Source organism: Xenorhabdus sp. XBWT, assembly GCF_059072735.1.
The window spans coordinates 2,047,543-2,060,900 of record NZ_CM180990.1 but is presented as its reverse complement, the minus strand read 5'-3'; the positions used below and the strand labels follow the sequence as shown (position 1 = coordinate 2,060,900).

General features: G+C 40.4%; 10 protein-coding genes. All 10 read left to right on the top strand.

Annotated elements, in window-relative coordinates; all coding sequences use genetic code 11:
* Positions 1-80: 80 nt before the first annotated feature.
* The 10 genes from tssJ (at position 81) to AC5JQI_RS09235 (ending at position 13,329) form a co-directional block, all read left to right on the top strand.
* Entirely contained in the window at positions 81-665 is a 585-nt protein-coding gene (tssJ, locus tag AC5JQI_RS09280; RefSeq protein ID WP_493914523.1) for a type VI secretion system lipoprotein TssJ, read from the top strand.
* On the top strand, positions 662-2,005 hold the full coding sequence (gene tssK, locus AC5JQI_RS09275) for a type VI secretion system baseplate subunit TssK (protein WP_493914522.1): 1,344 nt from the start codon (positions 662-664) through the stop codon (positions 2,003-2,005). Before tssJ ends, tssK begins: the two co-directional genes overlap by 4 nt.
* 13 nt (positions 2,006-2,018) lie before the next feature.
* On the top strand, positions 2,019-3,275 hold the full coding sequence (locus AC5JQI_RS09270; protein ID WP_493914521.1) for a DotU family type VI secretion system protein: 1,257 nt from the start codon (positions 2,019-2,021) through the stop codon (positions 3,273-3,275).
* 12 nt (positions 3,276-3,287) lie between these two features.
* Positions 3,288-6,971 carry a type VI secretion system membrane subunit TssM gene (gene tssM, locus AC5JQI_RS09265; protein WP_493914520.1) on the top strand — a complete coding sequence of 1,228 codons (3,684 nt, stop codon included), beginning with the start codon at positions 3,288-3,290 and terminating at the stop codon, positions 6,969-6,971.
* 30 nt (positions 6,972-7,001) lie between these two features.
* Complete coding sequence (tssA, locus tag AC5JQI_RS09260; protein WP_493914519.1) at positions 7,002-8,099, top strand: type VI secretion system protein TssA; 1,098 nt, start codon at positions 7,002-7,004, stop codon at positions 8,097-8,099.
* 164 nt (positions 8,100-8,263) lie between these two features.
* Positions 8,264-8,800 carry a type VI secretion system contractile sheath small subunit gene (gene tssB / locus AC5JQI_RS09255; protein ID WP_493914518.1) on the top strand — a complete coding sequence of 179 codons (537 nt, stop codon included), beginning with the start codon at positions 8,264-8,266 and terminating at the stop codon, positions 8,798-8,800.
* Between the two features lie 10 nt (positions 8,801-8,810).
* A complete protein-coding gene (tssC, locus tag AC5JQI_RS09250) occupies positions 8,811-10,313 on the top strand; it encodes a type VI secretion system contractile sheath large subunit (RefSeq protein ID WP_493914517.1) in 1,503 nt (500 codons plus the stop codon).
* Positions 10,314-10,467: 154 nt separating this feature from the next.
* Entirely contained in the window at positions 10,468-10,953 is a 486-nt protein-coding gene (locus AC5JQI_RS09245; protein WP_493914516.1) for an Hcp family type VI secretion system effector, read from the top strand.
* 68 nt (positions 10,954-11,021) lie between these two features.
* On the top strand, positions 11,022-12,575 hold the full coding sequence (tagH, locus tag AC5JQI_RS09240; protein WP_493914515.1) for a type VI secretion system-associated FHA domain protein TagH: 1,554 nt from the start codon (positions 11,022-11,024) through the stop codon (positions 12,573-12,575).
* A gap of 199 nt (positions 12,576-12,774) precedes the next feature.
* Complete coding sequence (locus AC5JQI_RS09235) at positions 12,775-13,329, top strand: type VI secretion system baseplate subunit TssE (protein WP_237387892.1); 555 nt, start codon at positions 12,775-12,777, stop codon at positions 13,327-13,329.
* The last annotated feature ends 29 nt before the right edge of the window (positions 13,330-13,358 follow it).

Sequence of the window (13,358 nt, the reverse complement as noted above, 5' to 3'; positions counted from 1 at the left end):
TTTTCGCCATATTAAACTTTCACCATATTAAACTTCCGCCATATTAAATAACCCGCAATATCTCAATTAATTCGGCGAATATGATGACAATACATCTTGTTCGGAGAAAGAAAATCTCGATAAATAAGTTACATTCAATCGGATGGTTGCTTAAGGGGATATTCCTGTCAACGTTTCTGATAGCTGTAGCAGGTTGTTCATCATCAGCCAAAAAATTGCCGCCTTATAAAATCATCTTCGATACGACATCTGGTGTGAATAATTCCGCCCCACTAAAAATGCACATTATTTTATTAAAATCGCGTGAAAAATTTATGTCTGCTGATTTCTTTTCATTGCAGGAGAACGCTCAGGATTCATTAGGCGACAAATTAGTTAATGAAGACCAGTTTTTTATCCGTCCTGCGCAATCTACCTATTGCTTATTGAAAGAAAATCTACCGGAAGCTAACTATATAGGCATTATTGCAGAGTATCATCATGTTAGCGGTAAGAGATGGCGGATTTCATTTCCTGTTCCTATACCTGAAAAACCCGCTTTTTATGAATTCTGGCGTTCTTCCCCTGACGAACTACATGTGTGCGTTAAAGTGACTAACAACGGCTTAAGTCTCATCAAAGAATGTTATTTAAGTTGTCCAGCAGGAGCGGAAGAAAAACAATGAATAGATCAGAAAAAGTTATCTGGACAGAAGGTATGTTTTTACGTCCTCATCACTTTCAACAGACAGAAAACTATTTAGAAACCTATACTCGTAATTGGGGAATAGCACAAATACCTTACTACTGGGGTTTTTTGACGCTCGAATTAGATCAAGCACTACTCAATCAAAATAAAATAAAACTTTCCTCAGCCAGCGGTATTTTTCCTGACGGAACCCCTTTCAGTTTTAATGTAACTCATGCCCCCACTCCTTTACAGCTTGCTGAAAGCCAGACCAATATTAATGTTGTCCTGGCTCTGCCTGTTTTTCAACGAGGGAAAGAAGAAGTCATTTTCAGTGAACAAAAGGATTCTCTGGCACGTTTTGTCAGCTTCGAAGTTGAAGTCAATGACTTTAACGCTATGTCAGTCGGTAATGCCGCAATACAATTTGGCAAAATGCGTTTACGCCTGATGCTGGAATCAGATTTAACGCCAGAATGGACTGCATTGAGCATCGCACATATTGTCAATAAAACGAGTGACAATAAAATCCACCTTGACCCGTTATTTATTCCTCCCCTGCTCAACTGTCGTGCAAGTTCGCAAGTAGTCGGTTTTATGACTGACATGCAGGGTTTGCTGGAACAGCGCCGCCAGCAAATCAGTCAACGTTTGTTACAGTTGGGGCGCTATAATGATTCTGAAATCATGGATTTTCTTTTACTGTCACTTTTGAATCGCTATAGCGGCCAAGTGAGCCATATACAGAATCTGTCATTACTTCATCCTGAACGGTTATTCAGCGACTGGCTGCAATTTGCCACGGAACTGGCAACGTTTTCTTCAAATCGTGTCCCCGAAGACAGCTTACCGCTTTATGACCATGACAATTTGACACGCTGTTTCAACCAGCTCATGTTCCAATTGCGTCAGGGGTTATCAATCATTCTGGAAGAACATGCGATTCAGTTGCCATTAACAGAATATTCTCATGGTCTGAACATAGCTACATTACCTGATTCGAACATGATACATATATTCAGCTTTATTCTGGCTGTCCATGCTGATGTTGCTCATGATGTTCTGATGAGCAATTTCCCAGCCCAAATGAAAATTTCCCCTGTTGACCGCATACGTGAATTAGTTCAACTGCAATTACCGGGCATTCCACTGAGAGCCATGCCATCTGTTCCCAGACAAATTCCTTGGCATTCAGGTTATGTCTATTTCGAATTGGAAAGAGAGGGTGAGCTGTGGAAGCAAATGGACAAATCCGGTGGTTTTGCATTACATCTGGCAGGTGACTTTCCCGGTCTGAATATAGAATTCTGGGCTGTCCGCAATCAGGACAAAAAGTAAGGTAACGTAGCTGATGAGGCAAGAACAACAAAAAGCTGCACATAGTGTGCTTTCTGGTGATGTTATTTACAATCCATTGGTTTCTGCTGCAAATCGATTACTGAATACTATCCCTCAAATCCGGCATTCCACTGCTCATTCTGATCCAACAAATTTACGACAACAACTTATCAACGAAATCCGGCATTTTGAAGTGGCATGTCAACATGAAAAGCTACCTTATGAAGTGATCATTGGGGCTCGCTACTGCTTATGCACTGCATTGGACGAAGCTGCCGCACTCACCCCCTGGGGGGTCCGCAGTGTCTGGCCCGGCAGTGGGTTACTGGTGACTTTTCATAATGAAACATGGGGAGGTGAAAAATTCTTCCAACTGTTAGCTAAATTATCACAAAATCCCAAAGAGAATCTATTTCTGTTAGAACTCATTTACTTCTGCCTACAACTTGGATTTGAAGGACGCTACCGTGTTATAGATAACGGACGTTCCCAGTTGGAAACCATAAAACAACGCCTGTATCAATTAATACGTTCAATTCGGGGAAGTTACTCCGTTGAGCTGTCACCAAACGTACAAGTTATTTCAATGCCAAATAAATCTTGGCGGTTTTCCTTGCCTATATGGATCATTGCCGCATTATTAAGTTTTTTGGTGTGTGTTCTGTATATAAGCCTGAATTCGAGATTGAGTAATAGACTCAATCCTACTTTGACAAAAATTTACCAGACCAATTTACCAAATATTTATCAGGCTAACTTACCGGATCTGTCAGTCAATAATAAAGTATTGACCCCGACACCAATACCGCCACCTCCTGTGTTAAATCTGCAAGAAATGCTAAAGAACGAAATAGAAGCTGGATTATTAAATGTAACCGATATGCCTGATAGAAATGTAATTACGTTAAAAGGTGATGGTTTATTCAAAACCAATTCTATTCAGATCAAACGTAGTTATTTAGACATCATCAGGAATATTGCAGAAGCAATGAATAATATTCAGGGAAAGATTTTAATCGTAGGGTATACCGATAATGTACCTTTTTATTCCCATCGTTCTCGTTTTTCATCTAACCATGCTTTATCGCTGGCCAGAGCCAAATCTGTACAAAGAGAGTTGCAACGTTATCTAAATCAACCAGAAAGGATCAACATAGAAGGAAAAGGTGCCAAAGATCCGATAGCACCAAATAATACCCGGCGCAATCGAGCCAAAAACAGACGAGTTGAAATCACACTGTTTGTTACTCCTTTAAATCAAACAATGTAAGGAAACGAACACATGCTGAATGCTCTCATTTCTATCTTCACCAGCCGATTGACGTGGAGTTTTCTTGGAACAACGGCTATTTCGACGCTTCTCTGGTTTTTTGGTCCCATTATTTCTGTCGGAAACATCGCACCCTTTAAGTCTATTACAATCCGAATAATGACTATTGCCTCTCTTTTTCTAGTATGGATTTTAAGCAGACTAATTCCCAGATTGTACCGATTATGGTTCAATAAAAAACTGGAAAATCAATTAAAAGTCAATCAAGATAAAAAAACGGAAACGAAACAGAATGAGAAATACATTACTTTAGCAGAGCGTTTTTCTGATGCTGCAAAATTATTGAAGAAAGCTTATTTTTCCGGCTTGTATGATAAGAATAAACCCCATTGGACAAACCTTTTCAGTCGCCAGTATATATATCAATTACCTTGGTATCTTGTTATCGGTTTCCCGAATTCAGGTAAAACAACTGTTCTGGCAAATTCTGGCTTACATTTTTCATTGACGGATTATCTTGGAAAATCAACTCAGTACAATATACACGGGATGGATGACTTTAATTGGTGGTTTACCAATAATGCCGTTTTTCTCGATACCGCAGGACGGTACACCAATCAGACTAATTCACATAATCAAGATGCCAATGAGTGGAAAAATTTTATCCTGCTGTTGAAAAAATACCGTACTCGTCAACCAATCAATGGAATAATAGTAACAATCAGTGTGGAAGATTTACTCAATCCATCAACCGAAGCACGAAATAAACAAGCATATGTACTCAGTAAGCGGCTGTCAGAGTTGAATGAAAAATTTAAGATACAGATTCCTATTTATATTTTCATCACCAAAAGCGATTTACTAAAAGGATTTTCCGCTTATTTCACCCACTTTGACAAAGCATCACGAGAACAAATTTGGGGATTTAATTTCCCGTGGAAAAATAAGCAGGGATGTGATTTGAATAAAGTTTTTGAACAACAATATAATGAATTGCAATTGCGGTTAGATGCTGAATTGCCCTATGTACTCTTAAACGGACATAATTTACGGCAATGTACTGAAAGTTATTTGTTTCCACAAGAAGTTGCCTCCTTACGGCCACTCATTGCGCAATATCTTGAAATAATATTCGCAAAATCAGGATTTGAAATACCCTGTTATCCGCGGGGGTTGTATTTCACTAGTGGAACACAAGAAGGAACTCCCCTTGACAATGTTATGGCGCAGTTTAACCAGAAACTTAAATTACCCATAGATAATGACAGCAACTTAATGTCATGGGGAAATGATAACGGAATTATACATCCCCTCCCTGCCCGCCAAACTTATTTCCTGAAAAGTTTATTGGAAAATATTTTTCAGGAAGCCGGAATCGCTGGTTATAACCGTTGGTGGATATACCGGAAACGCCTATTGGATGGAATAGGATATATTATCCTGATAGCGATATTGGCATTTATAAGCAAATTATTTTTAACCAGCTACCACAACAACAATAATTATTTGATGGAAATACAATCAAAAATTCCGGTCATTTTAAATCAAGGCAGTGAATTAAAGAAAAACCCCGATAATATTTACGCTCTACTTCCGCTTTTGGACAGCTTGGCACATTTAGATAAAAGCCAGAACTTTTCTTTGGATGACCCTCCATTATCCTATCGTATGGGGTTATACAGCGGTGAACAAGTCAGTGAAGCCAGCCTCTCTCTGTACAATAATGCATTACAAACTTTGTTGCTGCCACAAGTAGCAAAACTAATCACTAACCAACTGCATAATGAAGACGGCGATGATATAGAGAGAACCTACAATACGCTAAAAGCATATCAAATGTTGTATCAGACTAAATATTATAATGGCAAGTTTCTCCGTAACTGGGTAATGCAGTATCTGGAAACCCATTTAGATGTAGATGTCACTCAAAAACAGTTAAAACAAATTAATGAGCATCTCAGTCAATTATTGGATAATCAGGTTGTTACATCACCATTTATGTTTGATAGCAATCTGGTCAAGCAAAAACAGGCGCTAATCAGCAAAATTCCACCAGCCCAACGTGCCTACAATTATTTAAAGAGTAAATTGCTGGATGACCCAGATTTAGCTCCAGTGAATCTGGATACACTTGCCGGCCCTCAAGCCAGGTTGGTTTTCTCAAGCGGCAATGGAACATCATCCACCGACTATATACCGGGAATGTTTACTCCTGTAGGTTATCAAAAAGGCGTGGATAAAGATCTTGATTTTTTTCTTAAGACTTTGCACTCACAAGACAATTGGGTACTTGGTACTTATGCAAGGACACTGGCAATAAAAGAAATTAAGTCCTTTGTTAAACAGCTTTATATCAATGATTACATATTCCATTGGGATCAATTTCTGGCTGATATCCGTTTGAGCAATATCAATAGTCTGGAGCAACGAACTAACACTGCCCGATTACTGTCCTCTTCTGATTCACCACTGCGTAATCTCGTTATTAATATCAATAAAAATGTCGAGCTAAATAAGACCCTGCTCAATAAAGATAACATTGCGGCTAAGCAGCTGAATAAAATAGTAAAGAGACAATCGGATAAACTCACTCAATTAGCCTCTAAACAACCATTGGCATCTGAATCACAACTCGTTCCCAAACAAATATTGCCAGATAACCAGCAAGACACGCCAGAACAGGAACTAGAAAATCATTTTGCACAAATTACTGCTTTGGTAAAAAACCCAGATGCAAAAAATAATCAGAAAATACCTTTTGATGATACGTTGAAAAATATCGGTGAGTTATATCAATACCTTACTTCTGTGCAAAGTGCCATCAAAACCGATATGCCTTTTCCGCCCAATGATATTATCACTCAGCTACAAGCGGCATCTGAACGCCTGCCGGTACCGTTTAGAAGCATGGTTTATTCACTGGCTGTTGGTGCCAGTAACGATACCCAGCTCAACGAAATGAAAAATGTTGCCAGACACCTCGGTGCAGAAGTCGGCACTTTTTGCAACCAGGCAATTGCTAACCGATATCCGTTAACACCTAACACATCCTATGATATCAGACCTGATGACATGGCCAGAATGTTCGCCCCAGAAACAGGTTTAATGGACAGTTTTTTCCAGAAAAATTTAATGGGGAAAGTAGATACGACTCTGCAAAGATGGCGTTTCATGCCAGGCGTCAATGGCAAGCCACTGCCCGGAGGAGAAGCATTGCTCAGGCCTTTCCAGCAAGCCCAGATTATCCGTAATGCATTATTTACCAGCGGAACCCCGACACCATTATTCAAAGTCATGGTTCGCCCGGTCAGTATGGATAACAATATATTAAGCATGATACTGGATATAGATGGACAGAAATTAGAATACAGCCACGGGCCACAATTTTCGCAGCTCATCAGTTGGCCTGGCCCGGCTAAAAAAAATCACATTCACATCCAGTTGAATTTGAGCAATGGTACAACCGCAAATTTCTCAATTTCAGGTTTCTGGGCACTGAATCGACTGCTGGATCTTGCAAAACAGCCCCACAATAGCAACAGAGATGAGCCCTCTTATACTGATGACATGAGCTTGCGGGCAATATTCAATATCAAAGGCTACACTTTCTCTCTCGACTTTATTCCTAACAGTGTGTTCAACCCATTTAAACTCCCGGTTTTTTCGTGTCCGCGTTCGCAGAACTTGGCCGCATAATCACTAACTTCAATATAAACTGAAAATATCATGAATATTGATGAATTACTTACCCCAATCAGTGCAGAATCTGTCTGTGGAGAAAATCTGGAATACGATGATGAATTTCTGACATTGGAGCAAATATTAATTGAAAAGCCAGAACAACAGTTTGGTGATGTCATCATCCCAGCCGAACCCCCGAATTGGAGGGAAATAGAAAAGCGGGCTATTCACTTACTCTCCCGCACTAAAAATCTGAATATCATCATAGCGCTTATGCAATCCTGGCTAAACCTACGTGGATTATGTGGTTATGCTGATGGATTGAATTTACTCCGCCAGACTCTGGAAAATTATTGGGCAGATGTGTGGCCAAAACTGGAATTTGATGGTGAATACGATTATGTACAACGTTTAAACACGCTGGCAGCTATCGAAGATGGCTCGCCTTGTACAATAAAGGTTCAGAATTCTGTCCTGTTAAGAAGTGGTTCGGACGAAGTGACATTTCAAGAAGCCTACTCACTCCTTAGTGGTACGGTAACAGAAATGAGTAGTTATACCGGTGGGCGAACCCGATTAATCAACGAATTAACACAAAAGCCAGATCATCCTGAAATTCTGGCAGTAATAACTATTCGTGATCATCTTACTGCCCTGATTGAGATCATACGTCATCATTTACCCAACGGTAATATGCCAGAACTGCCGCAATTTCTGAAACAGTTGGATACCATTATTAAATATTGTTCAGTACCTGACTCAAAAACAGGGTATGCAGACAACGCAAAACGCCTTGATCCGGCATCGCTGACCACACAGGACACTTCGATGGAACAGGCAATGGCAACCTTGGAAAGAAAGCCATCGTCCTATTGGCAAGCGATTGAAGCCAGTAATCGGGATGAAGCACGCATGTTATTGGAAAAGGCCAGGATCTATTTTCTCACATACGAACCAAGTCATCCTGCTCCGATAATGATTGAACGCATTCAACGACTGATTGATTGTGATTTTATGAAAATCATTCACGATCTTGCACCAGAAGGATTGAGACAACTGGAAATCATTTTTGGTCGTTCAGACAATTCCAACCTGTTTTCTAATCCAAATTATGACATGGATACTGATTATGATATGGATTAATTATTTCTTATTTTTATCTATTTGATTCTTTACCCGTATATTTCCTTATATTTGTTCGGATAATCCTAACCTAAAAGATAAAGGAGATATTAATTTACCTGTAGATTTTTGAGTGCCCAAACTTAAAAAACGAAAGGTATATAACCAATAATGGAGAACTTGCCATGAAATCCAGCGGACAAAAATTTATATCCCGTAACAGAGCCCCCCGCGTACAAATTGAATACGATGTTGAACTTTACGGCTCAGAAAAGTCTGTTCAATTGCCTTTTATCATGGGTGTTATCGCTGATTTGGCAGGAAAACCTATAGAAGCCTTGCCAGATGTCAGTGAACGTAAGTTTTTGGAAATTGATATTGATAACTTTAATGAACGCATGAGTTCAATTAACCCCCGTGCCGCCTTTCAGGTTGAAAATACTCTGACAGGTGAAGGTAAATTGAATATCGATTTATCATTTAAAAGTATGGATGATTTTCAACCCGATGCTATAGCCAAAAAGGTAGAACCTCTGGCCAAGCTACTAGAAGCCCGTATACAACTGGCAAATTTATTGTCTTATATGGACGGAAAAAACGGGGCAGAGAAACTGATTTCCGAGATATTGCAAAACCCCGCCCTGCTGCAATCATTGGCAGAAACTCCGAATCCTGAAAATAGCGCCTCAGAAGATAGTACTGAAGATAGCACCGAAGAATAAGGAGTAATTGATGAGTACACCTGAACAAGACGTTTTTCTTCAACAAGAGCAGGCATCTAAAGAATATACCCCTGATGAACTCAGCACATTGTTGAATAAGGAGTTTCGTCCTCAAAGTGATCATACACGCCATGCTGTTGAAAATGCGGTGAAAACGCTGGCACAACAGGCATTGGAAAATACCCTCACTATCTCCGCCGATACCTATCGCACCATCCAGTCATTAATTGCTGAAATTGATACTAAAATATCCCAACAGATGAATCATATCTTGCACAATAAAGAATTCCAGACTCTGGAAGGAGCCTGGCGTGGTTTGCATCATCTGATCAGCAATACAGAAACCGATGAAATGCTGAAAATCCGTGTGATGTGTCTTTCCAAAAGGGAATTGAGCAGCACACTAAAACGTTTCAAAGGAATCAGTTGGGATCAAAGCCCGCTTTTCAAAAAAATCTATGAAGCTGAGTATGGCCAGTTTGGTGGAGAACCATTCGGTTGTCTGGTGGGTGATTATTATTTCGACCATACCGCACCGGATGTTGAACTCTTACGTCAAATGGCTCAAATCAGCGCAGCAGCACATTGCCCGTTTATTGCTGGTACTTCGCCAAGTGTCATGCAAATGGAATCCTGGCAGGAATTGGCCAATCCCCGGGATCTCACAAAAATTTTCCAAAATACTGAATATGCCCCCTGGCGCAGTTTACGCGAATCAGAGGACGTGCGTTATATCGGGTTAACACTTCCGCGTTTCCTTTCTCGTTTACCTTATGGCGCGCTTACGAATCCCGTTGATAATTTCAATTTCGAGGAGGATACCGAAGGCCCGACTCACGACAACTACACTTGGTCGAATTCCGCCTATGCCATGGCGGTCAATGTTAACCGTTCATTTAAACTCTATGGCTGGAGTACTTCGATTCGCGGTGTGGAATCCGGGGGTATTGTAGAAAACCTGCCTTGTTATACATTCCCCTCCGATGATGGCGGAGTGGATATGAAGTGCCCGACTGAAATTGCGATTAGCGACCGCCGTGAGGCAGAATTGGCAAAAAATGGCTTCATTCCGTTATTGCATCGCAAAAACACCGACATGGCAGCCTTTATCGGTGCTCAATCCCTTCAAAAACCAACGGAATATTACGATCCGGATGCTACTGCCAATGCCAACCTTGCAGCGCGTCTGCCTTACTTATTTGCCTGTTGCCGTTTCGCACACTATCTGAAATGTATTGTGCGCGACAAAATAGGGACTTTCCAAGAACGCGCTGATATGGAACGTTGGCTTAATGATTGGATTATGAATTATGTTGATGGTGATCCCGTCAACTCATCACTGTCAACTAAGGCAAGAAAACCGCTGGCAGCAGCAGAGGTTAAGGTAGAAGAAACAGAGAGCAACCCGGGATATTATCAAGCTAAATTCTTCCTGCGCCCTCATTATCAGCTGGAAGGTTTAACTGTTTCTCTACGTCTGGTTTCGAAACTCCCCTCACTAAAAGGAGCTTAACTCAATATTAAACAATTAAACACTATTCTTCTCACCACTCTTATCAATTCATTAATCTCTAGATAGCAATACATCTCTATTTCCTCTACACAAAATTCCAATATCTACTTATTGGGTTCAATCAAATTACTTAATTCTATTAAGGTGGAAGGTTATGTCTTCAGGTATTGATGCATATATTAATTTTACTAATATAAAAGGCGAGACAGGTGACAAAACGTTTAAAGATTGGACAGCTGTCAGATCATTTTCAATTGAACTGAATAATCGTGTTAATTTCAATAGTCAAACTCCCGGATTAGGCGCTGGTATAGTCGAGGTTTCTGGACTGAGCCTGGAACTTTCGTTCGATAAAGCAGCTATTACTCTACGCCAATATATCGTTCAGGGAACACATATTAATACCACTACACTCAATGTACGCCGACAAGGAGGCTCACAAGAGAATTGGTATTCATTAGTGTTGACAAATGCCCTGGTTGCACAGTCCCAGCTGACATATGGAGGTGGTCTTTTCTATTCGGCTATCGTCTTAGCCTTCCAGAAACATAAAGAAAGCTACTTCCCTCAAGACTATAAGTCAGGTGGTAAAGGCGCTGAAGTCAGCTATGAATGGGATGGTTACACCCACGATAAATAACATAACTTCTTATTCAATAACCTCTCTGAAATTCAGAGAGGTTATTCCGTCAACAATAGGTATCCGTAATGATGCGATTCTCCATTGTTAAAAACTCTGGCACAAACCAGCCATCGCAACTGAGTTATGATTTTTCCCCTCCTGGTGGCACTATCGGTCGAAGTACGGACAATAATTGGGTGCTACCCGATGAAGAATTAGCTATTGCTCGGCTACAAATCGTTGTGTCTATCTCTTCTGATGGAGGATGTCAGATTAACAATCAAGGTTATGCATCTGAGGTTTTGCTGAATATGATACCGCTGGCACCTGAACGTCAGGTTGAAATCCGTGATGGTGATATGCTGAATATTAGCAACTATCAGATTAAAATAACTGATATAGAAAAAAATTCACTCCCACAGTCTAACGACAAAAAATCGGAAATTCCCAATGGGATTTGGGATGATCTTGAACAGATTTTCGCAGTTCCCAATACCCTCTCTCCTCAAGAAAGGCATCATTCATCCCAGAAATTAGACGACAATAACCCTCTGGTGAAAGAGCAACAAAATAAAGAACGAAATCCCATTGATCCATTGGCACAAATTAAGCCAGAAACTGATCTTGAGACCCTGCAATTACGGTCAACAGATCCCATGACCATGTTCAATTCAGATACCACTTTCCAGCAAGAGAATATCTTGCATGATCATACCCCCACAACATTACTACAATGCGATAAAAAACATGAAAATCAATATGATGATAAAAAGGAAATTGACCCGCTAGTCTTGTTTTCTGAAAAGCATACACAATATGTCAAGGATGATGATCCGTTAAACCAAATGCTGGATAATGCTGTACCACCAACGCCTCTGAATGACCCAACTGTTTCTGAACTTCTGTTTACACCTGAACCACAATCTACACTGACTGAACCCGTGTCTATTGAATCCGTAGCCAGCAGGACACCGGGGTCGAAAACTAACCACTATCATAAACCCCATAACTATCAAGCTACCGGAACCCAATCAGAGGAAAAATTACTGGCAGCCTTACTGGATGGTATGGGGCTAAAAGATCTCCAGAGACTGCAACTTGATGAACAGCTCATGTATCAGTTAGGTCGATTCACCAGCCAGTTGTCCCAAGGCGTCATCACCCTCAATACTTCACGTAATCAGTTCAAACGCAAATCAGATTCAGACATGAATGAGGCTCTGTCAGATGTGTATAATCCATTTAAGATTCTGCCTTCTGGTCAGTCTGTTCTGGCACTGATATTTGGTGGTTATGTGCCGGGATTTATGTCACCTGAGGAAGCTACTCAGGATATTTTGACTGAATTGCAGGCACACCAATTGGGCATGATTGCGGGAATACATGCTATTGCAGCAGATCTATTACACTCATTTAATCCTGTTATTCTTGAACAAACAGCAGGAGATAAAAGTTATTTACCACGTTTGTCATTATCGTCAGCATACAAAGCATCAATGTGGGATTATTTCACTAAATATTACCAAAACATGGCCGGACAAATTGAAAAAAAATCGGCATTGTTTGGCGAAAGTTTCCTGCAAGCCTATGAAGCAGAAATCAGCCGATATAAAAACACCCAGAATTCGCCCCAAAAATAATATTTATACCAATGGATTTCGAGATGCAGCGTGTCGGACAAAGGAGTGATTCCCCGGAAACATAGCTAACCGTATATTATCAACACAGTGTCTGGGGTGAATGAATACTGCCAGCAAGCGGCAACTTGAAAGACGACAGAGACATTCCTAATAACTTTTCATTACATTTTCCATAGTCATAATGATTAATAGGTGCTCCATGAATGACAATATCTCTTTGCTGCATGGCGGTTACCGTAGCCGAAGTAACACGACTCGTATCACTACCAAAGATAAAATGCAGCCTTCTTTATTGGATAAACTCACCGATAATGAACCAGGCAAAAAACAAGAGAGCATCAACAACTACCTATTGTCACACAGTGCATTGCGTAAAAATGTCCTGAGAGATTTACAGTGGTTGCTCAATAGTATTAATAGTGAATCAGAGCAAGACCTCACTCCATTTCCTGAAATTTACAGATCCGTTTATAACTTTGGCCTGATTCCTTTGGCGGGAAGATGTACCTCAGAAATAGAGTGGGAAGATATACAGCATAGAATCATGACCACTATCCACATATTCGAACCACGTATCATTCCTGATGGACTCGAAGTGAACTGCATGACTGATAAAAATGCGCTGATTTTATACAACACCTTACCCATAGAGATAAAAGGTTTTTTGTGGTGCGTCCCTTGGCCACTTGAATTTCTATTCTACAGCGATATCGATCTGGAAAACGGTTATTTCACACTAAAAGAAGCCAGTTAATGTCAAGGTAAAAAGCTGGCATTAAGGGG

Coding starts and splice junctions, on each gene's coding strand:
- AC5JQI_RS09270 (WP_493914521.1), top strand. CDS start 2,019: ATGAGGCAAGAACAACAAAAAGCTGCACATAGTGTGCTTTCTGGTGAT.
- tssA (WP_493914519.1), top strand. CDS start 7,002: ATGAATATTGATGAATTACTTACCCCAATCAGTGCAGAATCTGTCTGT.
- tssM (WP_493914520.1), top strand. CDS start 3,288: ATGCTGAATGCTCTCATTTCTATCTTCACCAGCCGATTGACGTGGAGT.
- tssB (WP_493914518.1), top strand. CDS start 8,264: ATGAAATCCAGCGGACAAAAATTTATATCCCGTAACAGAGCCCCCCGC.
- tagH (WP_493914515.1), top strand. CDS start 11,022: ATGATGCGATTCTCCATTGTTAAAAACTCTGGCACAAACCAGCCATCG.
- AC5JQI_RS09235 (WP_237387892.1), top strand. CDS start 12,775: ATGAATGACAATATCTCTTTGCTGCATGGCGGTTACCGTAGCCGAAGT.
- tssC (WP_493914517.1), top strand. CDS start 8,811: ATGAGTACACCTGAACAAGACGTTTTTCTTCAACAAGAGCAGGCATCT.
- tssJ (WP_493914523.1), top strand. CDS start 81: ATGATGACAATACATCTTGTTCGGAGAAAGAAAATCTCGATAAATAAG.
- AC5JQI_RS09245 (WP_493914516.1), top strand. CDS start 10,468: ATGTCTTCAGGTATTGATGCATATATTAATTTTACTAATATAAAAGGC.
- tssK (WP_493914522.1), top strand. CDS start 662: ATGAATAGATCAGAAAAAGTTATCTGGACAGAAGGTATGTTTTTACGT.